Raw genomic sequence first — 17,566 nt, forward strand, 5'->3', positions numbered from 1 at the left:
GTTCCTCCTCTATATCGTTTTCTCAATACCATCAAAATGCGCTGCTGCAATTTCATCTAACTGCTTAGCAATCTCGTCAAATGGTTTATTCAAGTCTAACGTTTTAACACTAATCTGATTACCATGCATTTGATATACATTATCCGGTTGAATCAAAGCGTCCGTTCTTGCATACAGCAGCATTCCGGAAACCTTGTTATCCTCATCTCCAAATTGATATTCACGATTTTTTACATAAGTAAATATCTGATACAGATTATTTGAATGCAAAGTATGTTTATCAAACTGAACCTGTGTTGTATTAGTATAATACTTGGCATCAATAATCAATACTGTATTTTCTTTTTGAAGGTGAATATCGCTCTGCATTACTGGAAGCATATCTCCAATTCCATCATCTAAAGCCCACGGTATCTGTGAAGCACTGACGGTTAATTTCGGATAATGCTTTTTATAATATTCGAGAATGAACTTCTCATACAAACGGCACATTCTCTGCTCATCAAGAAAATCCATCAGCTTTGTAGTTCCATCCGTATTTGTTTGGAGCAAACCTTTCACTACCAAATAACATATAGAAATCAGCATCTGATAGGATTGATTGTTCCTGTTATATTGCAAATTCCAGTTCACAGAGTACAAGTCAATCGGTGTTACATCTGCAAAAAATACCATTAGCTTGCGGAGTTCCTTTTTTCTACTTTTTGCAATATCTGCTTTTAGAAGAAGTTCCACTGTTGATTTGATAATCCGATTCATTGTACTATTAACAGAAAAATCATCGTATGTACAAATCAGCTTTTTTCTAAGCATACTTTGTGTTTTTATCGACTCCGCAATATCAATTTTGCCTCGAAGCGATGACAAATCTTCAGTTTGAGAAATGTACTCTTTTCCGAGTCCACGTTTTAGCTCGACAGCAATACCTTTTGTCAATATTGCTGCCATCAGCTCTGCAGTATTATTAAATTCTTCAGTAGCTATTCTTTTGTATCCCTGTTCATTCAGAACTTTGAAGGCATACGACAGCATATAATAGACATTTTGAACCGGTATCACTTAATCGCACTCCTTAAATTACTGCTCCAATCTTTCACCTTTGTAGGCTCATCAAACCAATATTCCTTCAAAAGCGGAATCAGCTCATACTCAACAATTCCAGACAATACTTGGTCATCAATCGTGTCCGGTAGCAGATTGCAGAAATAGCTATGTCCTATACAGAAGCCATCGCCTAATGATTCATCATTAGATATCACATTATTCAGACTCTCCACACAGGCAATCAGTTTATCAAATTTCTCATTTTCTAAGCTCATTCTATATTCTCTGAATCCATCCGTTGTAAAGCCCGGCTTGATTTCAAAGAAAGCAAATCTTCTTCTGAGCGCATAATCCAACATAGCCAAGCTACGGTCGGCTGTATTCATCATTCCAATGATATATATATTCTTAGGTACAGAGAACTTCTCATCAGAATATAGAAGCTGTAACGAAACGCCTCTTTTGTCATTTTCAATAAGCATAAACAGCTCACCGAATATTTTACTTAAGTTACCTCTGTTGATTTCATCAATGATAAAGAAGTAATCATTATCTCCATCGATTTCAGCCTTCTTACAGAAGTTATAGAAAGCACCTCGCTTCAGTTCGAATCCATCCGTCGAAGGTCTAAATCCCATGATGAAGTCTTCATACGAATAGCTTTGATGGAACTGAACCATCATAACTCTTTCTACATCTTTTACTCCCATCATAGAAAATGCGATTCTCTTGGCAGCAAAAGTCTTACCAACACCGGGAGCACCCTGAAGGATAATGTTTTTCTTTATACGAAGGATTCCAGAAAGCTTTTCATATTCCTCTTCAGGCATAAAGACTTCAGACAGGAAATCTTCCTTTGTGTATGATGGATATGTTTTCTCCACATCTTCAGCATCTTCTTCTGTTTCATCTTCAAATAAAGAATTGAGCTTTTCTACATAATCAGTGTATGAAGTAATATCTGTTAAAGTTTTCATTACAGCCTGACCTGGATGTGGCCATTCTCCATTATGAGTCCAGTCTACCTGACGGATATTTTTATATTCATCGTCTCTAGTATCATCATATTCATAATCGGACATAACGACACCACGTCCAATGATTTGATGCATTCCTTTCTTAACAAAAACAATGTCACCAATTTTCATTTCATTTGCGAATTGCCATGTTGCATGAGCTGCATTTTTATAAGAAAGACTTTCATCAATTACTTCTCTCATTTTGATCTTCATTGCATCTTTACTATCAAATGTACTCAGATCTCCAATTTCTCCCCAACCGATGGCCATTATTCCTGATGTATAAAACTCATCCCACATGCAGGAACCTTCTCCAGGAGCGTAAAGCCAATATCTAACAGTATGAACATCTTCATCTGCAAGTGCGACAATATTCTTTCCCTGTTTACTTGGGCTCGAAGAGAGAACATTCTTGAATATATCTGAAGCCATTTCACTAGTCATATCAACAGATTTTCCAGCCTCAGTTAATGTCCATATTCCATAAACACTTTTGTCAATATAGCCTGCATTCACAAGATAATTTCGTGCAAATGCAACTTCATTCTCAAATTTATTGACGTTGTTCTTCCCTCTTGTTTCGTTGATTTCATCTTCTGATAATTGCTCATTCTCAATAATTTTTGCTCGTGCTTCAGCAGGAGTTCCAGAGCCACCCAGATCACGCAATGCTTGAATCAATGGCGCAAACCAACGCAAGAATGCCGCCTTGGAGGATTTTTTCCCTTTTACCTCAGCTTTTTCTTGATTAACTTGTTCCGATACAATCCATGCTCTATATGACAGTTCTGGATAATTTTTATATTCATAATTACCATCTTTTATTGCTAAATATTCTGCTGCATATGGTACCTTATTTAGTTTCTTCTTCACTGAATTTACAAACTCAACCGGCATATTATCTGGATCTACAATAAACCACCTATTTCTTGAGTCCAAATTAATGAACTCATATGGCCTAATCCAGTACAATCCCATCGTTATATTCCAACGAATGCCTAACTGATCATGAACTGTATCATACCATTTAGTAAATATCTCGCGGTTTGCCGCATCATCTTTTTCCGCAAGATTAATTGCTGATTCATAAAGCCCCCACAAGTTATCAATATCAGCAGCCTGCCTATCATCTTTAAATCCATAGTAGGTTGCCTTCAAATTGTTAAGTACCGGAATTCCATCAAAATTATCTGGAACCTTTGATTTGATATTAAAAACAGTTGCAAAGCTTTCTAAGATGGCGATTCTATTAGCATTAGTTATGCCCTTATTGAAAAGTCCAAATACAGTAAAAGGGTCTATGTCTATTATTGAATCTTCACTTTCTAACTTTGGCAATTTCATATTAATTGCACGATAAGCACTTTGTATATCAGAAATTAATTCTGCACGGTTATCTTTGAATTCCAGGAGTTTTGTGGCAAACTCCGAATAAAAATTTATCCATTCAAATTGCATTTTCACGATACCTCCTGTTCATCGTTGATTTTCTACTTTTTTACTGGCGGCTGGTGAATTAGATGATCTTTTGATTGAACTTTCAATTCTTCATAAATATCATCATAATCAGTCGTCCATCTTAAATGAAGAAGCATATCATACGTTTCATTGTCATCGCCCACTTGACCTTTGGAAGTCATATTCAACGTCAAATCAGCAAGACTAAGCATATGGTTACTAACTCTAAATGGAATATGTATACCTAAACACGCAGATATCACATTTGACTTAGTAAGGTTTTCACCCTTCTTCATGTTACTTATTGTTCTGTTATCCAAACCTGTAATACTTCTTAAAAGTCTTGCTGTATAATTACAGATATGTTTATCCATCAGGATATCAAGTGCTGGTCCAAATTCTTCACCGTCAATTGCATTTAACATCTCTTTTGACATTTCATTTACTAGCCCGTACTGAGATAACAAATCCTCTGTTATAGCGTCATTATAATTAAATGCTTCATCCGCCTTTGATTTTGGAAGTTTCACATAATGCAATGTTCCATCTTTTTCATCCACAATGAATTGTAAGAAACATTCTTCTTCATGTGTCTTTGCATATTCAGTTAATCTTATTTTTCCGTCATCAGTACGTTCCAAGCATTCCGATGTAGCAACGCAAAGTTTATCTTCAACATACGCAAAACATTCTGACTCAATAACACTTTTTACAGCTTTGCTTTCTGAATACCAGTTTTCTAAGGTCTTGTAGCTGACCGAAGTTCTTATCTCTCTACCGGCATAATCATTATCTGTGAGCTTAACAACTACCACTTTAGGTTTATTGTATTCTCTAGCTTCATCAGGTGTATGTGCAGAAGTCTGTTCTACTTCAATCACATTTAAATACGGATCTTTTCCCCCTGAAAAAATAAAATCACGCAAATAATCCTCACTGTAAATCGGAAGGCGTAAAGGAACATAGTCATCCTTAAATACTAACCTAAAGAATTTTTCTGCCTTTGATTTATTGACTGATTTTTTTAATTCAGTAAATGTACCACGATCATCAATATTACTTGGTGTCGCATGACGATCTAACAATTCCTTAAGTAGAGCATAATAGCATCCAAGTCGTCTGACAACACGATTAATTCGTGCATGCTCATCTGCCTTCATATAATCAGTAATATAATCTCTAAACGTTTTGCCTGGAACTAATTTTGCCTGACCACTTTCTACTGCATGAATAAATCTTTCCGCATATCGTTGTTCTTCCTGTGAAAGCATCGAAAATGATCTATGTAATTCCTTCAATGCCGCATCGACAACTCCTGGATCACTATCACCTTGAATCAACTTGACATACTTATCAAAATTAGAATTCATGTAATTAGCATCGATCTTACCGGTATCATATTCCGTAATATGAATATCTATTTCATACGGAACATCTCCACCGGCTCCACCACCGCCACCACGAGTTATCTCTTTATATCTAGCTAATAATGTCAGGTATGTCTGTTCATCGATTAGCATTTTTATAGCATCTTCATTCTGATCCTCATCCGGATAAGAATTCTTGCTCCAAGTAAACCCTTGTATAATAGCCGCTTCAAGATGATTCACAAATTTATTAAATTCTTTTGCAAACTTTCCTATCGCTGCATTATCAGCAGGCAGCATTTCAAAATTAACAATACCTGCATTTTTGAATATCTGTTCTATACTTTGAAAAAGAACATTCATATTCCTTAGATTGTTAGGCAATTTATCAACAAACAATCCTGTAGGAACATCACCTGAATATGCCTTTACAGCTGCTTCAATATTCTTCTCCATTGTATTTGGTCTACGATAGTATTTGATAATTCCAAAAGGCTTCTCAGCCATATTGTAAAGTCTGTTTGTACGTGAAAAAGCCTGGATGAGGTTTTCATACTCCATCATCTTATCCAGATATAATGTATTTACAAACTTAGAATCAAATCCTGTAAGCATTTGATTCACTACAATAAGAATATCAATTTGCTCATCTTTACCAATGCTGTCAAAAGGTTTTTTATGGCCTAATCTTAGGCTGACTTCCTTACGAAATTTATCATACGTTGGAATCGTATACTTCTGATTGAAGTGCTTATTATAAGCTTCCAAGATTTCAACAATTCCATCTTCCTTCTCTAAACTTCCACCACCTTCATTATCGATAGTAGGATCAAACATTGCGGTGATGAATAAATCAGGAAAAGCCTTGACCATCAATCTATAATATTTAACTGCTTCTGGAATACTGCTGGTCGCAAAAATAGCATGAAACTTTCTATTTCTACTGTATAGCGTCCATTTCTTTTTTATATCTTGTATTACGCCGTCCACATACTCATCTGTCTGGTACTGCTCATTAGGTACAAAATCTTCTATACCTTTTACATATTTTCCATTTACCAGTTCTCCGTACATCTTGATTTGAGATGAATCCATGTATTTGAGATATACTTTTTCCTTTTTAGGATCGCTAAAAGCATCCTCTGGGTCTTTTGCTTTGGCTTTACTAAGTGCAACCTTCTCTCGCAGATCAGCATCATCATAAATGCGCACCATATACGGATCAAAGCCAAGAACATTTTTATCCCTGATTCCATCACCTAGAGTATATCTATGAATCTCATCACCAAATATTGTCGGGGTTGTACTGTCTTTTTTTGCATTTAAGTCTTGAATAGGTGTTCCAGTAAATCCAAAGATCAATGCATTTTTGAACGTGTTTTTTATATCTACAAGCATATCTCCAAACGTAGAACGATGGCACTCATCAATGATGACAACCATTCTCTTACGCTGAACAATTTTTAAATCTGCTTCTATATTAGCCACGTCTTCCCTTGCGATATTACTCAACTTCTGGATTGATGTAACAATCAAGGTATTATCAGAATCTGGGCTCTTTAATTTCGACATTAAAATATCTGTATTTTCCGTTGCCTGAACAGATTCTGTTCCTGTAGCAAATGAACGGTACTCCTTAAGTGACTGTATTCCTAATTCTTTTCTATCAACCAGAAAAATCACTTTATCTGCATCATGATTAGCAGCAACGAGCTGAGCAGCTTTAAAACTAGTCATGGTTTTTCCACTGCCAGTTGTATGCCATACATGACCACCAAGCTGCTTTTTATCATCCCAGTGGCTCTTTTTCTCCGCAACAATATTAGCAATACCAACTGCAGCATAATACTGATAACTTCTCATTACTTTTAAAAGACCTTCATCAGTATCTGCGATTGTATAGAAGCCAATTAACATATGTGCCATTGGTATAGACAAAAACTTTTTAATGAACGTATACCATTCATTTATAGGATAGTTATTGAAATCAGCTCAGTGGAAATAAAAAGCCTTATTGAACACGCCTTTTTCTCCTGGATTTGCAAAATATACAGATTCCTTAGGTTGCATTGCCACAAAGATCTGTACTAGAGAAAAAATACCTCTAAATACACCTTCATGTGAATATTTTTCTATCTGATTATATGCCTCACTAACTGGAATTCCGCTACGTTTCAGTTCCAGGTGAATGACTGGCATACCATTAATCAATAACATCAGGTCGCCTCTTCTGCTATTGAGAATAGGGGACTTTGTTTTAAACTTTGGCTGCTGAACTATCTGATATCTGCTCTGTCCTAACGCGATTTCCTGACGATCATAAATCTTTAAAGAAATTTCCTTACCTAGGTGAAGAGGATCATCTGGGTTGTCACGAGTAATAGATACACTACGCCCATTAATAAACTCATTTAGAGCCATTGGCGATTGTAGATTTCTTACCTGGTCTAAAATCTGAGCCATCTCTCCGGAAGTTAATGGCTGATCATTCAATCGCGTTCCCTGCTTATTATTATTGAATAATATGTTCGCCCAATTCTGAATTAAATCTTCTTCAGATGGATATCTAATAACATCCGATTCCCATCCATGCTCGATGAGGGATTTTATGACAGCTTCTTCAAAGTCCTTTTCTTCATTAAAAATAATATCTGACAAGTCTATCCCTCCTTATACGAACATCTTCTGAAGACATCCTTTTTTCATTCTTTTCGTAATCTCAATTTCTTGCTCAGTACATGAAATGAGCTCATCGAGCCGGAACAAAAATCTAGCAATCCTACTTTGCTCTTCCACATTCCTAGGAACTTTAACCACAATTTTACTGAATGCTGGATATTTTAAGTTCCAAGTGTCGGATGTTAATCCTTGTGAGTTAATTTCAAAAAGATGAATTATCTCTTTCTTCTTAAACATATAAGCAAAGAACTGAGTGTCTATATCTCCTATTGGCTTTACTACAGTGTATGCAGGACTTACAATACCTTCGTATGGTGAACGCCCACTTGCTCCTTGCCACATTCTCATTGAGTTATAAGCAATATCACCAATACAAACTCTTTTGTATTTAGATTTGTCAGTATTTGAATTGTCGTGGCGATCTAGTTCAGAAAACTTCTTTATTCCTGAACCAATTGTAACTGATAGTAATTCTCCGTCTGGTAAGCTTTCTAATCGCTCATCAAAGCACGAACCAAGTGTTCGTTCCTCCCAATCTCCCTTGAATTCAGAAAATCTTATTTCAGGAACAGTAGCACCATCCTTAGGGAACATCTTTTGCAAGCATGATTTCTTCATGTTCTGTAACTTCTCAAGCTTACGCTGATGAAGGGCGATAAGGTTGTCGAGGTTGGCAAAGTATTGTCCGATTTTAGCTTGTTCAGTAAAAGAAGGTAGTGTAATGTCAAGATTCATCATTATATCAGCATTTAATTTTGCTCTTCCTCCACCTACCAAAAACGATTCAATATCTGCACGACTCATGGCATATGATAGGAATTTATTGTCAGTTATTTTTTCCTTACCTTGAAGCACATGTGCATGATTATTAACCCAAATACGGCCATTCACATAATTAACAGGATAATTTTTTAAATCGCTTGCACCATCCTCAGCCACTAAAATATATTCACCATCATGGGTATATCCTTCTACATAATCTTGAATACCATTTGCACCATAATATGGTATGCTGCCTGGAATTCGTAAACTTGCCGCAATCGGAACTCTTAAATTGTCAAATCTATCCGCAATTTCAGAAACCTTACGCTGTTCCCAATCGTCAGTATATCCAGAAAAACGAAGTTTAGGTGTTTTTTTATTCTTTTTCATTTTTTACCTCCATATACTTCTTAAATTCTGCTAGACCATCAAGATCATCTTTGCTACCAGATAAACCATCAATCATCTGAATAAGAGAACCAGCTGCAGATTCTTTCTTTACCTCAATATCACTATATGTAGTTGCATATTTTGAATTCAAATTTTCAACTTCTGAAACCAATGCTGTAATTACATCATCTGGCAAAGTTCCTAATCCGGATACAATAGGCTCAATCCACTTCAACTCTAGCAGGCGAAGTGCATCTTCTTCATCGAGATTTTTTATTGTTTCTATGGTTGCAGCTTCTAGTTCGATCCTCTGTGCCTTGATTACTTTCTTCAATTCGCTTTTTTCTTCCATTAAAAGCATAGCTCTTTTCATTTTTGCTTCTAATGATTCTTCTGGAAATTCATAATCCATCTGCAATTGTAAAATTCTTGCATTTACTGCAGGTTTTCCAAATGTACCGTCCTTATTTGCAGCCATTGTGTTCCAATCAACCACTTTTCTTTCTTCAATATAAGCAAGTTTTTCTTTCTTAGATGAAATCTTTAAATAGTCCTTCAATGCATTGATTTCAGGGCTTTCAACATCAGCCAATGCCTCTACAACATATGCCTTTACTTCTTTTCCGACGAAGGCATTCTTGTCCTCATTTGTAATCTGCAGTTCAAGTTCATCCTCTTCGAGTGACTCTAGTATTTCAGTATAGTAGCCATCAATTTCCACTAACCTATTTTCATTTGATTTTATTTCAGATAATTGTTCGCAGTGGAATACTTCCTGTACAAGCTCAAATGGTAAAATATGACCTTTCCAGCCTTCCTGTACTTCAGTTACCTCATCCTCATCTTCCTTCTTTTTCTTTACTGCCATGTTAGGATCAACCTGGAATATAGCATCAAATCCCTCTCCCTGGATCATTTCTAAATCAGAAGTGATTGTCTCCCAATTTTCAGATAGAATCTGAAATGCCTTGTATTGATCAACTAATTTAATATTTGATGTTCTACTAAAAATATCTGTACATATATCTTCTTTAAGACTTTGTGCATTAACATCAAGGATATCTTCTATCAAGCAATCCTTTAAATGCTCTCCAAATCCACTGAAAATATAATGATATTTTGCAATATAATCAGAGACAGATACAGAATTAGATACCAAACTTTCTACATCATCTACTATAACTCTAGAATAATTAGCTGAAAGAGCACTAAAAATTTCCTCTCGTAGACCCGGAAATGCATCCCAATACTTATGAAGACCTTCTATTTCCATATTAGGAATTCCGCCAAACATAATGGAATGGATATCCCATGGTTCTTCATCATCAGATGAATCAACATATCTCGGAATATTCAAATTATATTCATTTTCCCGTATCTCTTCCTTTGTAACTAATTTTGAAAATTTTGTCACAGATTTTCTAGCCTTCAAGGTATCAACAATTTCTCGAATATCTCTTGCTCTTAACTTATTATTTTTTCCAACTTTCTCAAAATTTTTTGATGCATCAATAATCAAGACATCTGAGTCTGCTCTTGTTTTTTTCAAAACCATAATAATTGTAGGTATACCAGTTCCAAAGAAAATATTCGCAGGCAAACCTATAATTGCATCTATATGATTTCGTTCAATCAAAGTCTTTCTAATTGTTTCTTCTTCTCCACCTCTAAATAAAACACCATGTGGCAATACAATAGTCATAATTCCATCATCCACTAAATGATAGAGTTCGTGAAGTAAAAATGCATAATCTGCTTTTGCCTTGGGTGCAACTCCAAATTCTTTAAATCTAGGATCAAATTCTTTATTCTTTGGATCCCATTTCTGTGAATATGGAGGATTTGAAACTACTGCATCAACTTTAACTAACGAATATGTCTCATCTTTGTTTTCATCTGTTTCAAAAAATGGCCAGTCATCTTCCAAAGTATCGCCGTTTCTAACATTGATATTAGCTGGATTAATTCCTCGCATAACCAAATTCATACGAGTTAAGTTATAGGTATTCTCCTTCAATTCTTGCGCATAATAATCAATCCTGTTCTCGCCTTCGATATATTGAGCCATAGATGCTCCAATATTAATGAGCAATGAGCCTGAACCTGATGTAGGATCATAGATTTTAATATGCTCTCTATCCTTAAGATGGTTGGCCACAATTTCAGACATCAACACTGAAACTTCATGTGGTGTATAAAACTCTCCTGCTTTCTTTCCAGCGTTAGCTGCAAACATGCTGATGAGATACTCATAAATAAACCCTAAAACATCATAGTCTTGCTTTCCATCCATCGGAATTCTCTTTATTAACTTAAGTAGTGCCTTTATTGAGTTTGTCTGTTTTGTTGATGTCTCTCCAAGTTTTGAAAGACCGCTCTGTAATGTCTTAAAAATATTTTCAAATAATTTCTTATATGTTGGTTCGATATTGATATCAAAATTACTCAATGCATCTCTTACATCGGATACGTCAAAATCATCTCCTTTCGAAAGCCATGTTGAGAATAAGTCCTCATAAGCAATAAAGTATCCAATATTCTCGCTGATATGCTTTACAAGCTTCTCGTCATTTGTCGTCACTTTTTTGATATCTTCATCAGAATACTTTTCCCCTTTCAGAAATGACACTTCACGATCTGAAAGATATTTATAGAACATAAATCCAAGAATATAGTCCTTATATTCATTTGCCTCTATCTTTGATCTCATCTGATTGGCTGACTGCCAAATAGTAGATGCTAATTGTTGTTTATTCATCTATTTTTACCTCCTGCCGCTAAGTTGCGTGATTGTTTAATTATTTGCAGCTTTGCCACTTCGAGCCCATTCCTCAAGTTCAGAATATTTGAACTTCCACGCCTTCCCAATTTTTTTTCTTGGAATATTCTTACCTTTACGAATCCAATCCCGAATTGTTGCCGGCTTTACTCCTAGAAATTCTGCAGCTTCATTTGTTCCAATCCATTTTTCTTCATTATTGGTAGTAGTCATAGGTTCTCCTTTCCTAAATATACTAAGCCAATTTTTATTATATATTATTTTGTGTCAAATTTCAATCGTTTGTATAAGTTTGTATGTGTTTGCGTGGTGCTATCAATTTAGAAAAATATTTTTGGTGAACTTTCTTCAACATTTACATCTTAATTTCATACAGAATTATGTCTTTTAGCTTCAGAAAAGCTCCATTCTTCGCCTCTTAGCCGGTTGAACTATCTTCAACGGGCATTTTTAACGTTTGCTGTATCATGCAATCAAGGGTTAAGCCCCCATCATCAGACGATGCGTTCCCTGATCAAGAACGGTCCTATCTGACTCTGATGAACAACTAAATAACCAAACCAGCTGAATAGGACAAGCTGGCCAACCAATAGGAGGAAACTCGCTATGGCAATGGCCAACTATATTCAGGTATCACACATGTGGAATTTCCTCCGTGTCAACCCAAGGAGGAAAGCCACATGGCAGAGAAAAATTACGATTACAGTAACAAACGCAGCTACGACGGTGTAGCAACAAAAGAGAATGAGGCATTGGTTCCATTCTTAGCACATGAAGTTTTAAAGAATTACCATCAGGATATTAGAGACGGTATTCGCAAGCGTAATGAAGGAATTATCGAAGATAACTTCGAAACCTGGAATATTCGCGGTAGAAAGATTCTTGTAGGTTTCACATCTATCCCTAAGGATCAGGTCGAATCCTACATGGAAAGATTCTGGAAAGAAAAAGATGCGTATCTTGAATCGACTCGTAAAAAAAGATGCTTAATTCTTAATTCCAAAGGCGAATACATCCGCTGCCCTAAGTGCAATAAATGTGAAGGGTGCGAACGCCCTGAAAAGGACCAGTACCACTCTCGCTATATTTCATTAGACAAGTTTATGGATGATAACAGCGACGACAATACTAATCGCAGCGGCTGGGAGCCAACAGATAACACTTCAACTGAAAGTTCAGTTCTCAGTCTTATGATGATCGACGATCTCATCAACGAGGTGTCTCTTAAGTATCCAGAAGCTAAAGCAATCTTCTCTCTTCTGATGGACGATCCACAGATCAGTAATGCTCTGAAGCAGGTCGACTTGAAAAAGGGAAAGAGCCAGGCATATGATTATGTGAAAAAGATGCAGTCATATGCTAAGGACATTTATGATAAGAAGCACCGTTAATCAACCTGCAGCGACCGGATGAATACCGCCTGGTCGCTGTTTTTTATGGAAAAAGCTATCGTTACAAGGTGAACCCCTGGGTTCATTTTCTCTCGTTATCTATGCCCTAGTGTCAATCCTGCATTATAGACCAGTTTCCACAAAGTCATTACTTCACATAAAAAAAAGGCTTTCCAGCAGCTAATCGCACTCGTTAACGATAGCTCACTGAAAAACCTTTTGTTTACAGTGCTTTTTCTATTTGCCTGGGTTCACTTTTGACATCAAGCAGACCGTCTCGACGTGTTGAGTCTGAGAGAACATATCAAATGGCTGCACAGATTTGATTTGATAGATTTCTTGTAGCTGCTTTAGATCTTTTGCCAATGTACTGGGATTACAGGAAACATAAACAATCTGGTTGGGTTGTTTTTTTAAGATGACTTCCTTCATCAATGCATCTAGTCCCGTTCTTGGTGGATCTACCACCAAAGCATCTATAGTTTCTTTCATGTCCCTTAAAGCTTTTCCGGCATCCTCACAAACAAAAGACACATGTTTCAAATGATTTCGTTGTGCGTTTTCATTTGCGTTTTTTACGGCATCCTCAATATATTCAATACCGATTACCTTTTTAGCTTTTTTGGCAAGCATCAAGCTCATGGCTCCAATCCCACTATAGGCTTCCACTAAAACATCACAAGGCTGAATCAAATCTTTGACATAATGGTAAAGACGATAGGCTTGTCTAGTATTCAACTGGAAAAAAGAACGTGGAAGAAGCTGGAGAACTAAATCATCCAAATGCAACTCCATTGTTTCCTGTCCATACAATAAGCGCATCTCTTTCCCGTAGATATCCACACTATTGTCCGTTTTCATACTTTGCCATAGTGAAACAACATGTTCAAGTTGACTAATTTCTTTTAACATAGCTGCATCTAAAATATCTTGACCCGTTACCAGAATAACTTGTATTTTTTCTTCAAATTCTTTGATGACAACGGTGCGTAATCCAGATTCTGTTTGAAAATCATACGCCTGCATCGAATACGTATTAAAAATACTTTCCAGCATCTGTCTGGTTTGCTCCAAACCTTTTTGATGTACAATACATCGTGGGATGGAGACAAAGGTATTGGATTCTGCTTTGTACATGCCCAGCCTGATTTTTCCATCCACTTGTTTGACTGGCATCTTACAGCTGTTTCGATACCCTAATACAGACTCATTTTTGATTAAGGGATTGATCTTTCCTCGATAACCGGCATATTTGGCTAAGGTTTGTTTTAAAATCTGCATTTTCATTTGACATTGTCCTTTATAGTCTACATGCATTAAAGCACACCCATCACACTGGTCAGCATATGCACATGGCGATTTTCTTCGCCTTGGACTATCTTTAAGAATACTTTGCAGATGGCCGATACTATATCGAGGCATTTCCTTTTCTAACGTAAAAGAAACAACTTCATCCGGAAGTGCTCCTTTAATAAATACCGGTTTATGATGAAAATAACCGATTCCTTCGGCATTGATTCCCCATTTTTTTATCGTTGTTTTCATTTTTTCCTCCAAATACGAATTAAAAATTCTAAAGTCACATCCATTCCTTGTAGTTCTTTTACTTTTTCTAAAGCCTTAGGATGTGTTTTATAACGATACGGTGTCATCTCTAGTAAGCTCCAACAATCTTTTATCCATTTCTTCTGCGATAAAATAGTTTCCTTTACCAATTCAAAATTTGAAAGCTCTTTAGACGACATGGGATTGAGATACGGCGTTTGATACAATACTTCTTTTAATTCCAGACAATGTTTTGGACCTGGCCCAACTTCAATCCATATCCCTTTCTCTTGTAGAAGACGAGCAAACTCATCAGCAGCTTGGGGTACAAAAATAGATACGATACCATCAAAAGAAGAATCGGTAAAAGGTGCATCAAAAAAGCTGGAGACAATATATTGTGTCTTCTTATCTTGTTTGGAAGCGTATAGAATGGCTTCTTTACTCAAATCGATACCTACACAGCTTTGTACGATCTGTGAAAATGCCTTTGTATAATAACCTTGCCCACAGCCGGCATCCAGTAAGGTTTTGATTTCATATATTGACAATTGTTGACAAACAAACTGACGCATAAAATCATAAACATCACTTTCTAAAAAAGAGCTTCTCGCCTTAACCATCAACGCATTATCCCCGGAATGCTTTTTCTGTTTCATTGATAAATTCACATAGCTCTGCCTGGCGATATCATAGACATGATGATTTGAACAGACAAAGCATTTTTCTTGTTTAACTAATGGCTCTTTACATTTTGGACAAATTAACATAGCTAAAGTTTACAACAAATCCGCAAAAGAAAAAAGACTTCATCTTGTGATGAAATCTTAAAATAAATCGTCCTCTTCTTTTTGAGGATGTACCCAGATCGACTGCACGTTCTCAATACATTCCTGTACTAAAGCTTCATAGTCAAAACGAGCTTCATATTGTTTACATTTATCCACTCTTGGTTTAGTCACAGGGTTTTTCGGTGTGAAAATCGTACAACAATCTTCATAAGGTAAAATGCTGGTTTCATATGTACCAATCTTTTTAGCCAGATCAATGATTTCAATTTTATCCATACATACGACTGGACGAATCATAGGTAAGTTTGTAACTTCATTGATGGCAACCATGCTCTCCAAAGTCTGACTGGCAACCTGTCCTACACTCTCTCCGGTGCAGATGGCCAGGGCTTTTCGGTTTTGTGCTAAACCTGCCGCAATACGCATCATCATCCTTCGCATCAATGTAATGGCATAGCTTTCATCCGCATTTTGATAGATCGCAAGCTGTAAGTTAGTAAAAGGTACAATATGCACCAGTAGATCGCCCTGATAGCCGGATATCAGTCTTGCGAGTTCCATGACTTTTTCTTTGGCATTCTCACTGGTATAAGGTGGTGAAGCATAATGAATGCATTCGATACGAACACCACGTTTCATCATCAAATACGAAGCGACCGGCGAATCAATACCACCGGATAGAAGAACCATGGCTTTTCCTCCCACTCCAACCGGATATCCCCCGGCCCCCGGATATTTATCCGTCATGATATAAGTCGCATCCGCATGCACCTCAATAACAATCTTGACATCCGGATGATGAACATCAACCTTCCATTCACTGTTTTTTAAGATCGATGTGGCAACCATACGGTTGATTTGATCCGAAATAATCGGGAAATTTTTGTCCGAACGACGAGCTGCCACTTTAAAAGTCTTTTTTTCCTGCAAAGGCAGGGTCTGCATACATGCTTGTATGATTTCATCCATATCGCTGTTGGTCTTGATCGCAAAACTAAACGAGGAAATACCAAACACCTTTGCAATCACATCTTTGACTTGATTCGCATCCTCATCATGTAAATAGATGTACATACGATCATGTTGGCGCTCAATTTCCAATGTTGGAAAACCCTTTGTTGCTTTTTTTATGTTTTCATGAAGCTGTTTGATAAAGGTATTGCGGTTCTTTCCCTTTAAAGAAAGTTCCCCATATCGAATCAGTATATGATCATATTTGTAATCCATAACTTTTTAAAATCTCCTTACATATTTCTATAAACTCTTTTGCCTGCTCTATCGTGTTGTCTTTATCAAAAGACAAACGAATCATATGTGTCGCAATCTTTTCATCATATCCCATATGCAACAATATAGCACTGGCATGTTTTGAATGCGAAGAACATGTACTTTTTGCGCTCACACAAACGCCCTTCTGATCTAAGGCATTCAATAAAACCTCGCTTGTGATCTGATCAAAAGACACATTTAAGATATAAGGAATCGCATCCTCCGGTGAATTGATGTGCGCACCGGGAATCTTTACAAGTTCTTTGCGCAAATATTGATTGATCTTTTGCACTTTATCATAAGACGCTTTTTGTTCCTGCAAAGCCAGACGAATCGTTTTGGCAGCACAAATATTGACAGGCGCATTGCTGGTGCCGCCTCGTAAGCCAAATTCCTGCTGTCCCCCCTGAATCAAAGGCATAAGCTGAACCTTCTTCTTTTTGATCAAGATACCGCTTCCCTTTAAACCGTGGATTTTATGCATCGAAAGTGTCACAAGATCCAACTTTTCAAAAGGAATATCGATTTTAGAAAAGCTTTGTACACAATCACAATGAAATACGCAGGTTGGATGCGTATGAACAACATCGGCTAATTTATCAATTGGATTGATGGCTCCCATTTCATTGTTGACATGCATACAAGATACAAGAATCGTATCTTTTCGTATCTTGTTTTTAAGCTCCTGCCATGTAACCTTGCCACTGGCATCAATCGACAAGTATTCAACTTCAAAACCCAGGGATTGTAACCATTCAAAAGAATGACTCACACTGGCATGTTCCACATTGGATAAAAGAATGTGCTTTCCTCGATGCGAATTAGCCAAACAGTAACCTATGATGGCCAATGAATTAGATTCACTGGCGCTGGAAGTAAACAACACTTCTTCATAAGCAACTTTCAACATCTCGGCAATCTTTTTGCGAGATGTTTCCATCATTTTTGAAACCTCACGCCCCGGTGTATGCATCGCATCCGGATTGGCATACGCTTCCTGTATCAACTGGGCATAAATACGAGAAACCTCTGCACGTACAGAGGTTGTCGAAGAATTATCAAAATAAATCAT

The 17,566-nt window shown here is 36.7% G+C and carries 12 protein-coding genes; 1 reads left to right on the top strand and 11 read right to left on the bottom strand.

What is annotated here, in order from left to right; all coding sequences use genetic code 11:
* Positions 1 to 9: 9 nt before the first annotated feature.
* The 7 genes from mcrC to ACTQX6_RS04885 form a co-directional block, all read right to left on the bottom strand.
* Entirely contained in the window at positions 10 to 1,059 is a 1,050-nt protein-coding gene (gene mcrC / locus ACTQX6_RS04855) for a 5-methylcytosine-specific restriction endonuclease system specificity protein McrC (protein ID WP_320863487.1), read from the bottom strand.
* Positions 1,056 to 3,521, bottom strand: coding sequence for an AAA family ATPase (locus ACTQX6_RS04860; protein WP_441657355.1), 2,466 nt, complete (start codon positions 3,519 to 3,521; stop codon positions 1,056 to 1,058). Before ACTQX6_RS04860 ends, mcrC begins: the two co-directional genes overlap by 4 nt.
* A 32-nt stretch (positions 3,522 to 3,553) precedes the next feature.
* Positions 3,554 to 6,814 (bottom strand): type I restriction endonuclease subunit R, EcoR124 family, encoded by a 3,261-nt coding sequence (locus tag ACTQX6_RS04865; protein WP_441657354.1) that lies wholly within the window; start codon positions 6,812 to 6,814, stop codon positions 3,554 to 3,556.
* A gap of 66 nt (positions 6,815 to 6,880) precedes the next feature.
* Positions 6,881 to 7,546: a type I restriction endonuclease gene (locus ACTQX6_RS04870; RefSeq protein ID WP_441657353.1), complete on the bottom strand. Its 666-nt coding sequence runs from the start codon at positions 7,544 to 7,546 to the stop codon at positions 6,881 to 6,883.
* A 12-nt stretch (positions 7,547 to 7,558) separates the two neighbouring features.
* Positions 7,559 to 8,719: a restriction endonuclease subunit S gene (locus ACTQX6_RS04875; protein WP_320863485.1), complete on the bottom strand. Its 1,161-nt coding sequence runs from the start codon at positions 8,717 to 8,719 to the stop codon at positions 7,559 to 7,561.
* Positions 8,706 to 11,477, bottom strand: coding sequence for a type I restriction-modification system subunit M (locus ACTQX6_RS04880; protein WP_441657352.1), 2,772 nt, complete (start codon positions 11,475 to 11,477; stop codon positions 8,706 to 8,708). Before ACTQX6_RS04880 ends, ACTQX6_RS04875 begins: the two co-directional genes overlap by 14 nt.
* 36 nt (positions 11,478 to 11,513) lie before the next feature.
* Positions 11,514 to 11,711 carry a helix-turn-helix domain-containing protein gene (locus tag ACTQX6_RS04885; protein ID WP_055224076.1) on the bottom strand — a complete coding sequence of 66 codons (198 nt, stop codon included), beginning with the start codon at positions 11,709 to 11,711 and terminating at the stop codon, positions 11,514 to 11,516.
* Between the two features lie 467 nt (positions 11,712 to 12,178).
* Between ACTQX6_RS04885 and ACTQX6_RS04890 the strand changes: the two genes are divergently transcribed.
* Complete coding sequence (locus tag ACTQX6_RS04890) at positions 12,179 to 12,889, top strand: hypothetical protein (protein ID WP_009268470.1); 711 nt, start codon at positions 12,179 to 12,181, stop codon at positions 12,887 to 12,889.
* A gap of 237 nt (positions 12,890 to 13,126) precedes the next feature.
* Here ACTQX6_RS04890 and rlmD read toward each other — a convergent pair whose 3' ends face one another.
* From rlmD to ACTQX6_RS04910, 4 genes are read right to left on the bottom strand one after another with little or no spacing between them, the layout of a single operon-like run.
* The gene (rlmD, locus tag ACTQX6_RS04895) at positions 13,127 to 14,434 is read right to left on the bottom strand and encodes a 23S rRNA (uracil(1939)-C(5))-methyltransferase RlmD (RefSeq protein ID WP_294687310.1); all 1,308 of its coding nucleotides are present in this window, start codon (positions 14,432 to 14,434) and stop codon (positions 13,127 to 13,129) included.
* The gene (locus ACTQX6_RS04900) at positions 14,431 to 15,204 is read right to left on the bottom strand and encodes a methyltransferase domain-containing protein (RefSeq protein WP_167698873.1); all 774 of its coding nucleotides are present in this window, start codon (positions 15,202 to 15,204) and stop codon (positions 14,431 to 14,433) included. Before ACTQX6_RS04900 ends, rlmD begins: the two co-directional genes overlap by 4 nt.
* A gap of 57 nt (positions 15,205 to 15,261) precedes the next feature.
* Entirely contained in the window at positions 15,262 to 16,452 is a 1,191-nt protein-coding gene (gene thiI / locus ACTQX6_RS04905; RefSeq protein WP_294687316.1) for a tRNA uracil 4-sulfurtransferase ThiI, read from the bottom strand.
* Positions 16,436 to 17,566, bottom strand: a complete 1,131-nt coding sequence (locus ACTQX6_RS04910) for a cysteine desulfurase family protein (protein WP_294687318.1) — start codon at positions 17,564 to 17,566, stop codon at positions 16,436 to 16,438. The genes thiI and ACTQX6_RS04910 overlap by 17 nt, the downstream gene beginning before the upstream one ends.

The sequence above is a fragment of the Faecalicoccus sp. LCP19S3_E2 genome, from assembly GCF_052121255.1.
Lineage (GTDB): Bacteria > Bacillota_I > Bacilli_A > Erysipelotrichales > Erysipelotrichaceae > Faecalicoccus.